Source organism: Micromonospora tulbaghiae (assembly GCF_900091605.1).
Classification (GTDB): domain Bacteria; phylum Actinomycetota; class Actinomycetes; order Mycobacteriales; family Micromonosporaceae; genus Micromonospora; species Micromonospora tulbaghiae.
In genome coordinates this window covers 358,233-374,495 of the sequence record NZ_FMCQ01000007.1, presented here as the reverse complement: position 1 = coordinate 374,495, position 16,263 = coordinate 358,233, and the positions used below count along the sequence as shown (strand labels likewise).

Annotated in this window: 14 protein-coding genes; 9 read left to right on the top strand and 5 right to left on the bottom strand. The window is 73.8% G+C overall.

All coding sequences use genetic code 11. From position 1 onward, the window contains the following. On the top strand, positions 1-238 hold a 238-nt coding region (locus GA0070562_RS30350; protein WP_217493437.1), incomplete at its 5' end, for a hypothetical protein. A gap of 71 nt (positions 239-309) precedes the next feature. Here GA0070562_RS30350 and GA0070562_RS21780 read toward each other — a convergent pair. From GA0070562_RS21780 to GA0070562_RS21760, 5 genes are all read right to left on the bottom strand, one after another. Beyond that, positions 310-1,770 (bottom strand): ATP-binding protein, encoded by a 1,461-nt coding sequence (locus tag GA0070562_RS21780; RefSeq protein WP_091425259.1) that lies wholly within the window; start codon positions 1,768-1,770, stop codon positions 310-312. Between the two features lie 151 nt (positions 1,771-1,921). After that, complete coding sequence (locus GA0070562_RS21775) at positions 1,922-3,124, bottom strand: alanine--tRNA ligase-related protein (protein WP_091425257.1); 1,203 nt, start codon at positions 3,122-3,124, stop codon at positions 1,922-1,924. A gap of 242 nt (positions 3,125-3,366) precedes the next feature. Beyond that, positions 3,367-4,761 carry a glycosyltransferase family 4 protein gene (locus GA0070562_RS21770; RefSeq protein ID WP_091425253.1) on the bottom strand — a complete coding sequence of 465 codons (1,395 nt, stop codon included), beginning with the start codon at positions 4,759-4,761 and terminating at the stop codon, positions 3,367-3,369. 169 nt (positions 4,762-4,930) lie between these two features. After that, positions 4,931-6,070: a fatty acid desaturase family protein gene (locus GA0070562_RS21765; protein WP_091425251.1), complete on the bottom strand. Its 1,140-nt coding sequence runs from the start codon at positions 6,068-6,070 to the stop codon at positions 4,931-4,933. Positions 6,071-6,085: 15 nt separating this feature from the next. After that, the gene (locus GA0070562_RS21760) at positions 6,086-7,177 is read right to left on the bottom strand and encodes a ferredoxin reductase (protein WP_091425248.1); all 1,092 of its coding nucleotides are present in this window, start codon (positions 7,175-7,177) and stop codon (positions 6,086-6,088) included. 83 nt (positions 7,178-7,260) lie between these two features. On the opposite strand from GA0070562_RS21760, the gene GA0070562_RS21755 reads away from it, so the two are divergent. From GA0070562_RS21755 to GA0070562_RS21720, 8 genes are all read left to right on the top strand, one after another. After that, positions 7,261-8,484 (top strand): PucR family transcriptional regulator, encoded by a 1,224-nt coding sequence (locus tag GA0070562_RS21755; RefSeq protein WP_091425245.1) that lies wholly within the window; start codon positions 7,261-7,263, stop codon positions 8,482-8,484. A 108-nt stretch (positions 8,485-8,592) separates the two neighbouring features. Continuing rightward, the gene (locus GA0070562_RS21750; RefSeq protein WP_091425241.1) at positions 8,593-9,588 is read left to right on the top strand and encodes an Acg family FMN-binding oxidoreductase; all 996 of its coding nucleotides are present in this window, start codon (positions 8,593-8,595) and stop codon (positions 9,586-9,588) included. A 47-nt stretch (positions 9,589-9,635) separates the two neighbouring features. After that, complete coding sequence (locus tag GA0070562_RS21745; protein WP_091425239.1) at positions 9,636-10,373, top strand: serine/threonine protein kinase; 738 nt, start codon at positions 9,636-9,638, stop codon at positions 10,371-10,373. Between the two features lie 710 nt (positions 10,374-11,083). Then, on the top strand, positions 11,084-12,397 hold the full coding sequence (locus tag GA0070562_RS21740; protein WP_091425237.1) for a DegT/DnrJ/EryC1/StrS family aminotransferase: 1,314 nt from the start codon (positions 11,084-11,086) through the stop codon (positions 12,395-12,397). Further along, entirely contained in the window at positions 12,394-13,578 is a 1,185-nt protein-coding gene (locus GA0070562_RS21735) for an MFS transporter (RefSeq protein WP_091425235.1), read from the top strand. Before GA0070562_RS21740 ends, GA0070562_RS21735 begins: the two co-directional genes overlap by 4 nt. Next, positions 13,575-14,546, top strand: coding sequence for a sulfotransferase (locus GA0070562_RS21730; protein WP_091425230.1), 972 nt, complete (start codon positions 13,575-13,577; stop codon positions 14,544-14,546). Before GA0070562_RS21735 ends, GA0070562_RS21730 begins: the two co-directional genes overlap by 4 nt. A gap of 4 nt (positions 14,547-14,550) precedes the next feature. Next, positions 14,551-15,381, top strand: coding sequence for an SDR family NAD(P)-dependent oxidoreductase (locus GA0070562_RS21725; protein ID WP_091425228.1), 831 nt, complete (start codon positions 14,551-14,553; stop codon positions 15,379-15,381). 29 nt (positions 15,382-15,410) lie between these two features. Continuing rightward, positions 15,411-16,250 (top strand): class I SAM-dependent methyltransferase, encoded by an 840-nt coding sequence (locus GA0070562_RS21720; protein WP_091425225.1) that lies wholly within the window; start codon positions 15,411-15,413, stop codon positions 16,248-16,250. Positions 16,251-16,263: the final 13 nt, after the last annotated feature.

Genomic DNA, 16,263 nt, shown 5'->3' with positions numbered 1-16,263 from the left:
CTTCCGACCCAGCAACTCCACCTGGTACCTCACCAACGGCACCACCACCGCCACCAACACCACCGACCACGAATACATCTTCGGCCACGGCCCCTCCGGCGACATCGCCATCCCCGGCCGCTGGATCAAAAACAGCAACACCACCCCCGGCGTCCGCCGACCCAGCAACAACACCGTCTACCTCCGCAACACCAACAACGGCGGCCCCGTAGACACCCAATTCGTCTACGGCATCTGACCACCACACCCACCACGGCGGGACCCGGACACCACCGGGTCCCGCCGCCGTGGCAGGTCCGGCCGAGGACGTCAGCCGCGGCGCAACCCCGCGACGGCCTCCCGCATGTCGTCCTGACCGATCGGAGCCGGCGGCGCACCCCCAGCCGCCTCCCGGAGCGCCTTGGCGAGTTGCACCCGGCGCAGCGCCTCCCGTAGGTCCGCGCCGGTCAGCCCGGCGGTGTCGGCGGCGAGGGCGGCCGGGTCGAGGTCGTCGGCGAACATCTTGAAGCCCGGCCGTTCGTGCCGCTCGATCAGCTCGCGGACCATCTTGGTGATGATCTCGGCGCGTCCGGCCGCGTCCGGCGCCGGAATGGCGATCTTCAGGTCGAAGCGGCCGGAGCGGATCAGCGACGCGTCCACGCGCTGCGGGAAGTTGGTCGTGGCCACCACGATGACGTCGGGGTTCTCCTCGAACAGCGTGTTCATCTCCTGCTTGAAGATGCCCGCCACCGCGTTGACCGCCTGGCTGGCCGCGTCGCCGCCCGCGCCGGCGTAGCTGATGATCGAGTCGAACTCGTCGAACAGCATCACTGTGGGCCGCCGGTAGCGGCGTGCCTCCCGGAAGATGCGTTTGATGTTGCGTTCCGAGCCGCCGAGGTACTTGTCCAGGATCTCCGGAGTACGGATCTCCACGAAGTCCGCTCCGACCTCGTTCGCCAGCGCCCGGGCCAGCATGGTCTTGCCGGTGCCGGGCGGCCCGTACATCAGGATGCCCTGCGGCCGGCGCGCGCCCCAGCGGGCCATCGCCGCCGGGTGCCGGAACGACACCGCCACCTCGCGGAACCGCGCGACCACGTCGGACAGGCCGCCGACCTGGTCGAGGGTCACCGTCGCGCTGCGCGGCCCGGCCGCCGTCACCGGTCGCCGCCCCACGAGGTACGTCCGTCCACGCAGCACCGTCGGCTCGTCGCTGTCGCCGGACAACTCGCGTACGGCCTGGAGCAGCAGGCCGAGCATCGCCCGCAGGTGCGCCGGATCCACCTCGGCGCTGGGCACGTCGGCGCGGATGCGTACCGTGCCGTTGGCCTGGTCGACGCGGGGCCGCAGCCCGGCTTCCCGGGCCGTGCGCAGCACCTCCCGGCCGGCCTCGTCGCCCGGCGGCGCGGCGAGCGTCGCGACCGGTCGCGGCCAGATCCGCCGACCGGCCTCCGCGGCCATCCGGCCCACCGCGGCGGCCGGGCCGTCGCCGCCGCGCGCGGCCAGCCGCTCGGCGAGCAGCACGCCGACCGGCCCGGCCAGACCGAGGGCGAGCAGGCCCGCCGGTGTGTTCTCCACCCGCAGGTACGCCTCGAAGCGGTGCACCGGCTGCCCGTCTGCGGCGTCGGCGCGCACGGTGCAGCGCATCTCCCGCACCGGGGCCGGGAAGTCGCCGTCGACCAGCAACTCCACCGGCCCGTCGACGGCGGCGGCGAGCAGCCCGGCCGCGCCGGCGATGCGCACCTCGGCGCCGAGCAACGGCACCGTCTCCTCGTCCGGCCGAACCTCGGTCATCGGCAGCCCTCTCCTCGCGGCGGCGTCTGTCCTCGCGTGGGTCCGCCTCCGAGTCTGGCACCGGCCCGGCCGGGCGGCCACCGCTGCGCCGCCGCCGCTCATCTGGCCTCCGCTCACCCGGCCGCCTGGCCGCTGCTCACCCGGCCGCCGCTCAGCTCGCGTCGGCGAGCAGGCCGTCGACCAGGTCGCGGGGCAGTCCGTGGGTGTCGTGCAGCCAGTGGTAGTCGCGCTCGGACAACGGCCCGCGCGCCCGTACCCGGTCGACGAGCGGTCGTCCGCGTCGCAGCAGCCCCCGGAAACGGCGTTCCTCGTCCAGGAGGGTCGCCCGCAGCGAGCCGACGTCGACCGGCTGCCCGCCGGGCAGCGTGCCCGGTCCGGATGTCTGGCGGAAGCGGCGCAGCGTCTCCGCGTACAGCTCGGGCGGCAGCTCGTCCAGGCTGCGCGCCGGGTCGTCGCGCCACAGCACGGTGAGCGCTCGGCGCAACAGCCGCCGCAGCACGTACCCGCGGCCGGTGTTCCCGGGGCGTACCCCGTCACCGAGCACGACCACCGCGGACCGCAGGTGGTCGGAGACCACGCGCAGGTCCGTGCCGTGCAGGTCCCAGTTGCCCACCTCGTCCACCCACCGGCGCAGCCCGTCGCCGGTGAACACGGACCGGTCGCCGCGCAGCACCATCTCCAGCCGCTCCAGGCCCATGCCGGTGTCGATGCTGGACACCGGCAGCGGCGTGAGCCGGCCGTCGGGGTGCCGGTGGTAGCGCATCTGCACGTGGTTCCACACCTCCACCCACCGCGCGTCGGTGGTGGGTGTGCCGGTGGGCGGGCCGTCCCCGGTCCACACGAAGATCTCCGAGTCCGGTCCGCAGGGGCCGGTCGGGCCGTTGGACCACCAGTTGTCCTCGCCCAGCGCCTCCACCGGCACGCCGAGCCCGGTCCAGGTGTCCCGCGCGGTGTCGTCCGGCCCTTCACCGCTGCCGCCACCGAAGACCGTGGCGTGCAGCCTCCCCATCGGGATGCCGAACCCGCCGGTGAGCAGGTCGTAGCCCCAGCGCAGGCTGGTCGCGATGTCGTAGTCGCCGAGCGACCACGAGCCGAGCATCTGGAACACGGTCAGGTGGGTACTGTCGCCCACCTCGTCCAGGTCCGTCGTGCGCAGGCACCGCTGCACGTTCGCCAGTCGCCGCCCGCCCGGGTGCGGGCGCCCCAGCAGGTACGGCGTGAGCGGGTGCATGCCGGACGTGGTGAACAGCACCGGGTCGCCGGATGGCGGCACCAGTGAACTCTCCGGCGCGTCCTGATGGCCGTGCCGGTGGTAGTGGTCGAGGAACGTCCTGATGATCTCGTCGGTCGTCATGGCGGGTGCCTTCCGGGTACGGGTGACCGGACGGCCCGCCGCGCGCGTTGGCGTCGACACGACGACGCCGGCGGACCGTTTCCGGTCGCCGGCGTGGGTGTGGGGCAGGTCAGGCGGCGGCAACCGGCGAGCGGGAAGCTCGCGCGGCTGCGGCGGTAAAGGTGCGCCTGCTCTGCATACCTCGACGGTAGCCCGGTCCGCACACTCCCGCCCAGCCCTTTTCCCGCGCCCACGTGCGGGCGTCAGCGAGTGGGGGTGAACAGGCGGCGGTAGAGGGCGTCCAGGCGTTCGGCCTGCGCCTCCCACGTCCACCCCGGCAGCGGGGAGTCCTCGCCCTCGTAGGCGGCGCGGTAGCGGGCCGGGTCGGCGAGCACCGCCCGGACCGCGCGGGCCAGGTCGGCGGCGTCGCGGGCGCGGAACACCTCGCCCTGCCCGGTGGCGCGGACCGTCTCGGCCATGGTGCGGACGTCGCTGACCACGATCGGCAGCCGCGCGTGCGCGTACTCGAAGAACTTGGTGATCAGCGCGATCTCGTGGTTCGGCCAGTGGTGCAGCGGGATCAGCCCGATGTCGGCGGTGGCGAGGAACGCGACGAGCTGCCGGTGCGGCACGTACGGCAGCACGTGCACCCGGTCACCCACACCGAGCCGAGCGGCGCGGGCGACGACCTGGCGGACGTAGGGGGCGGCCGGGTCGGCGACGACAAGCGCCAGGTGCACGCCGGGCAGCAGCGGCAGCGCCTCGGCCACCGTGTCCACGCCGCGCTGGACGGCCATCGCCCCGCTGTACACCAGCAACGGCGTGCCGGCGGCGACGCCGCAGCGCTCCCGCAGATCGGGGGCGGACGCCTCGGGGGCGGCCGTGACCGGGGCGTTCAGGACCACGGTCGGGCGTTCGGGCAGGTCGTGGTCGCGTACCAGTAGGTCGGCGAGCGTGTCGGAGACGGTGACCACCGCGTCGGCGTGACCGACGTGCTCGCGGACGTAGCCGAGGTGCGCGGGCAGCCAGCGGACGTTGTCGCGGCGGGGCCGGGCACCGGGCAGCCACTCGTGCGCGTCCCAGACCAGCCTCACGTCGCGCCCGGCGGCGCGGGCACGGTCCACGGCGCGGGCGGCCACGCCGAGCATCCGGAAGTCGTGCGCATGGATCAGGTCGGGGCGCAGCTCGTCGACGACGGGGCCGGCGACCCGTTCGTAGTCCCAGAGACCCGGTTCCAGCCGCCGCCAGGCCCCGTCGCGCAGCCGGGCCCGCCAGTAGCGGACCTGGGCGTGCTCCACGGGCCGGCGCACCAGCCGGGCCGCGCGCAGCGGCAGCCCGCCCCGGGCCACCAGCCGCGCCCGCAGGCCGGACACGTCACGCGGGCCGGCGGTTCCCGGGCCGGGAACAGCACCGCGCGGGCCGTAGGCGATGGCCGGTGGCGTGGCGCGAGCAGCGGAGAGCGGCAGGACGCGTACCTCTGCGTCGCCGAGCCGCCAGCGGCGTTCGGCGTCGACGTGGGCGCAGCCGATCAGCGTGACGTCCCAGCCGGCGTCGGCGGCCGAGCGGGCCGCCTTCTGCACCCGCGAGTCACAGTCGACCGCGTTGTCGACGAGCATGACCACGCGCCGGCCGGGCCGCGTCGTGTCGTCGCGCCGCATCGGCGTTCCACCCCTTCACCCGTACGCCCGGACGGGCGCGAGTGTACGGGGCCGCGAGACCGTCACGACTGCCGCGAAACCGGCTCTGAGCTGCGGTGATGCCGACTGTGCAGACGATGGTCGGGTGCCGGCCGGTGGAAGTTCACCGGCCGTGCACCCGACGGGCGGTTCAGGCCGTGCCGGAGGAGGCCAGCGCGGCCGGGGCGACCGGCTGCCGGCTGTCGTTGCGGTTGGGCAGCGACAGCCGGATGACCTTCCACCAGGCGGAGGCGACCTGCTTGGGCAGCGGGCCGGTGGTGTAGTGCAGTCCGTACCTGTCGAACAGCGCCCGCACCTGCGGGGCGATCTCCTGGTAGCGGTTGCTGGGCAGGTCGGGGAAGAGGTGGTGCTCGATCTGGTACGACAGGTTGCCGGTCATGATGTGCAGCAGCCGGCTGCCGCTGATGTTGGCCGAGCCGAGCATCTGGCGCAGATACCACTCGCCGCGCGTCTCGCCCTCGATGGAGGTCTTCTCGAACGTCTCCACGCCGTTGGGGAAGTGCCCGCACATGATCACCGAGTGGCTCCACACGTTGCGCAGCAGGTTCGCGGTGAACGTGGCGGCGAGCGTGGACAGGAACGACGGGCCGGACAGCAGCGGGTGCACCACGTAGTCCTTGAGCACCTGGCGGCGGATCTTGCGCCCGACGGCCCTGGCCTTGGCCCGGAACTTCGGGTCCTTGAGGTTGCGCTGCTTGAGGTGGTCGCCCAGCTCCATGTCGTACGCGGCGATGCCGTACTCGAAGAACATGGCGTTGATCAGGTTCCAGAGCGGCTGCCCGAGGTGCATCGGGTGCCACGGCTGGTCCTCGTCGACGCGCATGATGCCGTACCCGAGGTCGTTGTCCTTGCCGACCACGTTGGTGTAGCGGTGGTGCAGCTCGTTGTGCGACTGCTTCCACTGGTCGGCCGGGGAGACGTGGTCCCACTCCCAGGTGGTGGAGTGGATCTTCGGGTCGCGCATCCAGTCCCACTGGCCGTGCAGGACGTTGTGCCCGATCTCCATGTTTTCCAGGATCTTGGCGACCGTGAGGCCGGCCGTGCCGACGACCCAGGCCGGCGGGAACAGCGAGAACAGCAGCACCGCCCGACTGCTCATCTCCAGTGTCCGCTGGGTCTTGACGACCTTGCGGATGTAGCGGGCGTCCCGCTCCCCCCGGTCGGCGAGGACCCGGTCCCGGATCGCGTCCAGTTCCTTGCCGATGATCTCGATGTCTTCGGCGCTGAGGTGGGCGATCGGGTTGACGGCCTTCTTCTGGATGACGGTCACGTGGGTGGCTCCTGTTCAGAGATCGATGTCGCAGGTACCGGCGGCGGCCGACACGCACGTCTGGACGAGCACGCCGTCCCCCGGTACGGCCGTGGTGACGTCGCCGTTGCGCAGGTCGCGGACGGCGCCCTGACGCAGCGGTACGACGCAGCCGAAGCAGATGCCCATCCGGCACCCGGAAGGCATCAGCACTCCGGCGTTCTCCCCCGCGTCGAGCAGGGTGGTGGCGCCGTCGGACTCGACGGTCACCCCCGCCCCGGTGAAAGTCACGGTGCCTCCCTCGCCCGGCGTGATCACCGTCGGGCGGAACCGCTCGGTGTGCAACCGCTCGACGAGGCCGTTGGCGGACCAATACCCCTCAATCGCGTCGAGCACGCCGATCGGTCCGCAGGCCCACGCCTCCCGGTCGAGGTGGTCGGGCACCAGCCCGGCGAGTTCGGCGACGTCGAGAAGGCCGTCGGTGTCGGTGTGCCGCTCGATCAGCCGCAGCGCGCCGCGTTCGGCCAGCGCGCGCAGCTCCGTACCGAAGATGACGTCGTCGCGGGTGGGCGCCGAGTGCACGAGCACCACGTCGGCCCGGTCGGCCAGCCCGGATCGCAGCATCCCCATGACCGGGGTGATGCCGCTGCCGGCAGTGAGGAACAGGACGCGCTCGGGCGTCGCGGCGGGCAGCACGAACTCGCCCTGGGCCTGGTCGAGGTGCACGATCGTGCCGGGCCGCAGCCGGCGTACGAGATGGTTGCTGACCTTGCCGTCCGGGATGGCCTTCACGGTGACGGAGATGCGGCCCTCGGCGGCGTCCGGCGGTGAGGTGAGCGAGTACGCACGCCACTGGCGCACCCCGTCGACGTCCACACCGAGGCGGATGTACTGACCGGGCCGGTGACCCTGCCAGGCGCGGCCGGGTCGGATCACCAGCGTCGCCGCGTCCCGGGTCTCCGGCCGGACGGCGACGATCCGGCCGCGCAGCGGGGCGCCGGCGCGCAGCGGCGCGATCAGGTCGAGATAGTCGTCCGGCAGCACCGGTGTGGTGACCGCTCCGGCCAGCCGCAGCAGCCTGTCCCGGAAGGTGACCTTCTGAGGGCGGCGGGAGGCAGTTGTGGTCATATGACCAGCGTGACCGCCCGATCGCATAACATCTTGACCGACAAAGGTGAAAAGGTCGCGGGTTTTTGTTCGGAGGGAACAACATGACGTCGGAGGCCGGCACGGGGCAGCGCGCCGCGCACCTCGACCTCGACGCCGGGGTGGCGGAGACGCTGCGCGCCCGGCTGCCGATGGTCGCCGAGCGGACGGTCTCCGCGATCACCGCCGAGGTGCCGGACTACTCCGGCGCGCTCACCGGCGCCATGCGGGCGAAGATCGAAAACGCGGTACGCATCGCGCTGGGAACGTTCCTCCAGCTCATCGAGGGTACCCAGGCGTTCGACCCGAGCACTCCCCTGGCCCCGGCGCTGGAGGCCGCGTACGCGCTGGGCAGCGGCGAGGCCCGCTCGGGGCGCAGTATGGACGCGTTGCTGGCGGCGTACCGGGTGGGCGCGCGGGTGGCCTGGCGGGAGGTGTCGACCACCACGGTACGCAGCGGGCTGGCCGCCGAGACGGTGGCCGAGTTCGCCGAGCTGATGTTCGCCTACATCGACGAGCTGTCCGCGGCGAGCGTGGCCGGGCACGCCGACGAGCTGGCAAGTGCCGGCCGGATGCGCCGCCGCAGCCTGGAACGCCTCACCCAGCAGCTGCTCGCGGGCGAGCCGGAGGAGTCGCTGCGGCGCAGCGCCGAACGGGCCGACTGGCCGCCGCCGCAGACGCTGACAGTGGTGCTGCTGCCTCGCCGGCACCTGCGCGCGGTACTGGCGCTGCTCAACCCGTACACGCTGGAGAGCGGCGAGGACCTGCCCGGCATGAACCCGGTCGAGGAGCTGGCCGTACTGCTGGTGCCGGACATGCACGGCGGCCGGCGCCGCCAGCTCACCCGGCTGCTGCACGGGCACCGGGCGGTGCTCGGCCCGGCCCGGCCCTGGCACCGGGTCGCCGCGTCGTACCAGCGGGCCACCCGGGCGCTCGCGCTGGGCCTCGGCGAGCCGGACGCCGGCCCGGTCGACACCGAACGCCACCTGGCGACGCTGCTGCTCAGCATGGACCCGGAAGCCCTTGCCGACCTGCGCGCGCACGCGCTCGCGCCACTGGCCCCGCTGCCCCCGGCCACCGCGCACCGGCTGGCCGAGACGCTGCGGTCGTGGCTGCTGCACCAGGGACGCCGCGACGACGTGGCGGCCGACCTGTTCGTGCACCCGCAGACCGTCCGCTACCGGATGGGCAAGCTGCGTGAACTGTTCGGCGACCGGCTGAACGACCCCGCCACGGTCCTCGACCTCACCATCGCTCTGGCCGTACCCCCGGAGCCGGACGACGCCTGACGCCGCGCCGGGGCGCGCACGGCACGGTGCGGCCGGGACCTCCGGCCCTGTCCGCCCGCGACGGCGGCGGGCAGGGTCGGAAGGGGACGAGCAACCAGGAAGGCCGCCATGAACAGCTCATCGACCCGCACCGACCAGGACCCGAGGGTACGGGTGCTGGAGGCGGCCGCCCGGCAGTCCCTGCACGCCCCGTCGGTGTTCAACACCCAGCCCTGGCGCTGGCGGGTCACCACCGACGCCCTCGAACTGCGCGCCGACCCGGACCGGCAGCTCGCCCACACCGATCCGGACGGCCGGCTGCTGATGCTGAGCTGCGGCGCCGCCCTGCACCACGCGCGCGTGTCGCTGGCGGCGGCCGGCTGGGCGGTAACCGTCGAGCGGCTGCCCGACCCGTCGCTGCTGGCCCGGGTGCGTACCACCGGCCCGGCCGACCTGGACGTGCCGGCGGGCCGCCTGGTCGACGCCATTCCACGCCGCCGCACCGACCGCCGGGCGTACGGTGACCGGCCGGTGCCGGAGGCGGTGCTGGCCCGGCTCGGGGACGCCGTCGAGGCCGAGGGCGCGCACCTGCACGTGGTCCGGCCGGACCAGATGCCGATGCTCGCCGTCTCCACCGGTCGCGCGGCCGACGCGGAGCTGGCCGACCCCGCGTACCGGCAGGAGCTGCACCGCTGGACCCACCGCCCGGCGGGCAGCGGCGACGGAGTGCCCGCCGCCACCGCCGTGCGGCCGTCCCCGCGGCGGGTGCCGCTGCGCGACTACGCCCCCGGCGGGGCGGCCGGGCTCAGCGCGGGCACGGACTTCGACCGGGGCGCGGCGTACCTGATCCTGTTCGGCGACTCCGACGAGCCGGCGGCGTGGCTGCGCGGCGGTGAGGCGCTGTCGGCGCTGCTGCTCACCGCCACCGCCGAAGGGCTGGCCGGGGCGCCGCTCAGCGACGCCGTGGAGCTGGCCTGGCCGCGCCGGATGATGCGCGACCTGCTGGCCGGCATCGGCGACCCGTACCTGGTGGTGCGCGTGGGCTGGGGCCCGGACGCGGAGCTGCCACCGGCGCCGCGCCGCGCGCCCGCCGACGTGATCGAGGTGGTGGCCGCACCGCGGTGACCGCGGCGGGGCAACCGCCGGCGCGGTGGTCGTCGTAGCCTCGACACGTGTGGGATCTGGACCCGGCCGCCGCGTTCGTGGTCTTCGGCGACCAGGACTCGGGGTGCGTCTCCTACGGCGTGGAGTCGGCGGGCCGGCGCTGGTTCGTCAAACGGGCCGGGACACCGCGGGCGCGCGAGTCGCTCACGCGCGCCCTGGGCCTGCACGCGGCGGTCCGGCACCCCGCGCTCGTGCGGCCCGAGCTGGTGCGCGACGGCACGGACGGCCCGACGCTGGTGTATCCGTGGCGCGACGGCGTCGTGCTCAACCACGCCACCACCGGCGGCGGCAGCGACCGGAGCGGCCTGGCCCGCTTCCAGCAGTTGCCGGTCGCTGAGGTACGCGCGGCGCTGGAGGTGATCCTCGACGCCCACCTGGCCGTGAGCGCGGCCGGGTACGTGGCGGTCGACCTGTACGACGGCTGTTTCCTCTACGACTTCGACGCCCGCCGGATGTGGCTGATCGACCTGGACGAGTACCGGCCGGGACCGTTCGTGCTGGACTCCGACCGGCTGCCCGGCTCCCGTCGTTACCTGTCGCCCGAGGAGCTGACCCGGGGCGCGACGATCGACGAGCGCACGACCGTCCATGCGCTGGGCCGTACGCTCCACCACCTGCTCGACGGTCCGTCCGGCTGGCGGGGCACCGCCGCTGAGCGTTCGGTCGTCGACCGGGCCGGCCGACCCGATCCGGCGCAGCGGCACGCCACAGTGGCCGCTCTGGTCGACGACTGGCGGGCGGCCTGATCCGCCCGCCCGTCCGACCGGGCTGCGGCGCCTCCTGCTCGGTCGGGGCGTGACTTTCCGTCATCTCGGCCACCCTCGGACTGTAGCTCACGCAGGGTGACGGTCAGCCTGCCCGTCGACTGGGCCGTTTTCTCCACATCGGGCTCCTGAACAGCGGAGACGCCGGAGAGGCCGGCAGCAGCACCCATACCCCTGCGCGCCCTTTGCTCTGCAGCCGCATACGCGGCGGTGACCGTGAGCTACCGATGCGTCGATGGCTGCAGAGCAAAGGGCGCAAGGTGACCTATCGCGGGGAGGCTTCGTCACTACCGTCGGTGACGGCAATCCGGGGCGCGGCCAGGCACGACGCGACCAAGGCCGAGACGGCCAGGCCCGGCGCGAGCAGGTCTCGCGCGAGCAGGTCAGCGCAAGCCGGGCGCCGGCGTGCCGACGGATCAGCGGGCCGGCAGCGACAATTCCGCATAGTCCACTGTCGCCGCGCACCACCGCCGAACATATTCACGTCCATCTGTTGACGAGTACGGGATCGACGACAATCATTACTCTCGCTGGATCGACGCATCAACGATGTCGGATCTGGTGGCATTTCTTACCCCTCGACGGGATCGCGCCGGGACCGCGATTCCGCCGGGCGACCATGCCCGGCGTGCGCCCCGGCCAATCCTATCGAGTGAATAGGAATTGTCGCCGCTCGCCCGAGGAGTCCGCCGGTGGACGGGAACAACGACGCTCCCGCACCGAGCCCGCTGAGGCCGGTGCAGAACGGCTCTGAGCTGCCCGAACAGCTCGCCCTGCACGGCGGACGGCCGGTGCGCCGCACGCCCTGGCCGACGTACGACAAGGGCGCGGTTTTCGTGCACACCGAGGACGAGGACGCGGCCATTCGCGCCGTGCGCAGTCACCTCTACTTCCGATATGACCATCGCCCAGCGAACGAAACCGAATGTGGGCGGTTCGAGGACGAACTGTGTCGTTATTTCGGCACCCGGCACGCGCTAGCGGTTTCCAGCGGGACCGCCGCGCTGGCGCTCGCCCTGATGGGCGCAGGAGTACCGCCGGGCTCATTGGTGGCCTGCCCCGGATTCACTTTCGTCGCCACCCCCAGCGCCATTGTGCTGGCCGGTTGCCGGCCATTCCTGGTCGAGGTCGACGACGACCTGCGGATGGACCTCGACGACCTGCGTCGCCGCTGGCGGCCGGAGATCCGCGCCGTCATGGTCGTGCACATGCGCGGCTTCGCCGCCGACGTCGAGGCGCTGTCCGCCTTCGCCGCCGAGATGGGCGTGCCGCTCATCGAGGACGCGGTGCCCGCGCTCGGCGCCGAACTGAACGGCCGCAAGCTCGGCACGTTCGGGGCCGCCGGGGCGTTCAGCACCCAGTCCGACAAGGCGCTCAACTGCGGTGAGGGCGGATTTCTGATCACCGACGACAGCACGCTGTTCGCGCGGGCGGTGGCGCTGTCCGGGGCGTACGAGGGGCGGCTGCGGCGGCACTTCCCGCACGGCGAGCCGCCGCTCACCGGCCTGGACCTGCCGCTGCTCAGCCTGCGGATGGACGAGATCCGGGCGGCCCTGCTGCGCGCCGAACTCACCCGACTGCCGCAGCGGCTGGCGCTGTTCCACCGCAACTACGCGCACGTCAGCGCCGCGCTGGCCGGTCTGTCCGGGATCGCGGTCCGGCGGCCGGTCGCGCCCGGGGCGTACCTCGGGGAGGCGTTCGTGTTCCGCGTGCCCGGCGGCGACGCGGGCTGGTTCGCCCGCGCGTTGCGGGCCGAGGGGATCGACGCCCGCAACATCGGCGCGGACGACGACCTCAACGTCCGGGCGTTCTGGAACTGGCGGTTCCTGTACGACAGCGCCGACCCGGGTGAGATCCGGGCGACGCTGCCGCGCACCGCACGGCTGCTGACCGAGACCGTCGACGTGCCGCTGTCGTCCAACCTCACGCCCGAGGACTGCGACGACCTGGTCCGCGCGGTCCGCAAGGTGGCCGCCGCCCGTGAGACCGCGCTGGTCGGGTCGTGACCGGCGCGCACGCCCCCGCCCGGCCCCTGCCCCGGCTCGCGCTGGCCGGTCTGCTCGGCGGGCTGTTCACCGGCTACCTCGGCCTCACAGCGGTGATCCCGGTGCTGCCCGGCTTCCTGCGCGAACGGCACGACGCCGGTGACCTGACCGTCGGTGTGGTGGTCACGGTGACCGCGGTGACCGCGCTGCTGGTCCGGCCGGTCGCGGGCGCGCTCGCCGACCGGCACGGCCACCGGACGGTGATGCTGACCGGGGCGCTCGTGGTGGCCGGCGGCGGCCTGCTCTACCTGGCACCGCTGGACGTGCCCGCGCTCGTCGCGGTCCGGCTGCTGCTCGGCGCCGGTGAGGCGGCGCTGTTCACCGCCGGTGCGGTGTGGATCGTGCAGCTAGCCCCGCACGACCGGCGCGGCCAGCTCATCGGCCTGTACGGGGTGAGCATGTGGGGCGGCATCTCCGCCGGCACGTTCCTCGGCGCCACCGTGCAGCAGGCCGGTTACCAGGCGGTGTGGGTGCTCAGCGCGGTCGCCCCGGCGGTCGGCGCGGCGCTCGTCGCGCTGGTGCCCGCGCCGGCGCGTACCGCACCCGCGGCCAAGGGCGCCGGGCTGCTGCTGCGCCCGGCGCTGCTGCCCGGCATCGCGCTCACCTTCGGCGCCGCCGGGTACGCGGGCCTGGCCGCGTTCGTCGTACTGCACCTGGACGCCCGGGGCATCGGCCACGGCGTGGTGGTGCTGAGCGTCTTCAGCGCCGTGTACGCCGGCACCCGCCTGGTCATCGGGCACCTGCCCGACCGGCTCGGCCCTCGCCGGGTGGCCACCTGGTGCGGGGTGGGCGAGGCGGTCGGTCTGCTGGTCATCGCGGTCGCGCCGAACCTGCCGGTCGCGGTGGCCGGCAGCGTGGTGATGGGCGTCGGGTTCTCCCTGCTGCACCCGTCGCTGGCGCTGATGGTGATGAACCGCACCGACCCGGCGCGGCAGGGCGCGGCGATCGGGGCGTACACCTCGTTCTGGGATCTCGGGCTGGCGGTGTGGGGGCCGGCGACCGGCCTGGTCGCGGCCGGTCTCGGTTATCCGGCGGTGTTCGTCGCGGGCGCGACCGGCGCGGCGGTCGCCGCCGCGATGGCGCTGCGCATCGGCCGGCCGTCGCCCGTGCCCACGCCGGCGGCGGAGGTACGCGCGGCATGAGCGCACCGGTGACCGTTCTCAGCGTCAACGGCTGGTGCCGTAACGGCAGCACCATCATCGGCAACGTCCTCGGCGAGGCGCCCGGTGTGGTGCACGTCGGTGAGCTGCACTTCCTGTGGAAGAACTCGACCGGGCGCGGCGTGAACGACAGGTGCGGCTGCGGCGCCGCGCTGACCGGCTGTCCGCTGTGGTCGGCGGTGCTGCCGGTCGGCCGCCCGGCCGGCATGCCGGCGGACGCGCACGCCGCCGAGGTGATCCGGCGGCAACGGGCCCGGTTGCGGACCCGGCACACCTGGCGGGTGCTGCGCCGGGGCGCGTACGACGCGGACACCCGGGCGCACGCCGACCTGCTCGGCGCGGTCTACCGCGAGGTGGCCGCGCGCACCGGCGCCCGGGTGATCGTGGACAGCACCAAGATCCCCGGCGAGTCGGCGTTGCTGCCGCACGTGCCGGGCGTCGAGGCGTACTGGCTGCACCTGGTGCGTGACCCGCGCGCGGTGGCGCACTCGTGGCGGGAGCCGAAGGAGTACGTCTACGCGATGTCGGCGGCGCGCAGCACCGCGTACTGGAACGGGTTCAACCGGGCCTCGGCGGCGATCAACCGGCGGCATCCCGGCCGGTCGGCGTTCCTGCGCTACGAGGACTTCACCGCCGACCCGGCCGGCACCATCCGTGCCCTGCTGAAGCTGGTGGGCGTCGACCCGGCGGCCAACCCGGTTCGGGACCGGACCGTCGAGCTGCGCGGCAACCACACGGTCACCGGCAACCCGGACCGGTTCCGGACCGGCCCGACCGTGATCCGGGACCGCGACGACGGGTGGCGGCGCACCCTGACCGGCCGGCAGCGGCTGGCCGTGGCGGCATTGGCGTGGCCGCTGTCCACCCGGTACGGCTACCGGTCCGGCGGGCCGGCCGGTGACCCGGCGTACCCCGGCGCGGCGGCCCGCGTCGGCGAGACGGAGAGGTGAGGACGTGGATCTGGGGCTCAAGGGCCGGGTGGCACTCGTCGCCGGCGGCACCAGCGGCATCGGGCTGGCCTGTGCGAAGGAGTTCGCCGCGGAGGGCGCACACGTGGCGGTGTGCGGGCGTGACCCGCAACGGCTCGCCGCCGCCGAGCGGGAGCTGACCGCTGTGGCCTCCGGCAGGGTCAGCGCGACCGGCGTGGACCTCACCGACACCGCCGCCGCCGCACGCTGGGTGGACCGGGTCGCCGCCGAGATGGGCGGGGTGGACGTGCTGCTGGTCAGCGGCGGCAGCCCGCCGGTCGGCACCGCCACCGGTTTCGGCACCGACGACTACCGGGCGGCTGTCGACCGGGTGCTGCTGCCGGCGGTCGCGGTGTCGATGGCCGCGCTGCCGCACATGCGCGCCGCGGGCTGGGGCCGGCTGCTGCTGGTGGCCTCCGAGACCGCCTGCGTGCCGATCGGACCGCTCGTGCTGTCCGGGGTGACCCGGGCGGCGCTCGTCCGCTTCGCCCAGGGCCTCGCCGTCGACGTGGGCCGCGACGGCATCACCGTCAACGTGCTCGCGCCCGGCGGTGTGCGTACGCCGCCGATGGAACGCGCCGCGGCCCGGCTCGCCGGCGCGGACGGCGACGTCGAGGCGCGGCTGTCCGCGATGGGTCACCACAGCGCCGTCGGCCGGCTGGCCCGGCCCGAGGAGGTCGCCGCGGTGGCCGCCTTCCTGGCCGGCGAGCGGGCGTCGTACGTGACCGCCGGGGTGCACCTGATCGACGGCGGCGCCTCCGCCACCGGCCCCGACCTGCCCCACCTCACCGGCGTCCGCAAGGACACCTACGCCTGACCCACCGACCGCCGCACAAGGGAGTGCCCATGTCCACGACCAGCCGGTTCACCGAGCGGGACGTCTCCGAGTTCTTCGACCAGACCACGCAGACGTACCTCAGTTTCTGGGACAGCGAGGGCGTGCTGCACACCGGCTACTTCACCGGGGAGGACGACACCGACTACCACGCGGCGGCCGACCGGACCTCCGACATCCTCGCCGCCGACGCCGGCATCGACGCCTCGGCGAACGTGCTCGACGTGGGCTGCGGCTGCGGCAACTTCCTGCTGCGCCTGGCCGCCCGTACCGGATGCCGGGGCGAAGGGCTGGACCTGAGCATCGAGCGGGTGCGCTTCGCCGAGCAGCGGCGCGCCGAGCGGGGCGCCTCGCTTCCCGTGTCGTTCCGGCACGGCTCGGCCACCGCCCTGCCGTACACCGACGGCACGTTCACGCACGTGGTCAGCCAGGACGCGCTGTTCCTGGTGCCGGACAAGCCGCGCAGCCACGCCGAGATGTTCCGGGTGCTCGCCCCCGGCGGGGTGCTTGCCGTGTCCGACTTCCTCCAGCCCACCGAGCGGATCGGCGAGGCGGCCCGCAGGCACGTCTACGACCGGGTGCGCTGGAACGACGGCTACTCGCTCGACGGCTACCGCCGGGCGCTGGCGGAGGCCGGGTTCGTGGACGTGGTCGCCCGCAGCCTCGACGCGCACATCAGGCAGACGTACCGGGTGCTGGGCCGCACCGCCCGGGAGCGTGCCGCGACGACGGCGGACGAGGCGGCGCGGACCTGGATCCTCGGCTTCGCCGACTCGTGCGACGAGATCCAGGCGGCGATCGACAGGGGCGAGTTCGGCTGGGGCATGTTCGTCGCCCGCAAGCCGGCCTGAGGAAGGGACAGCA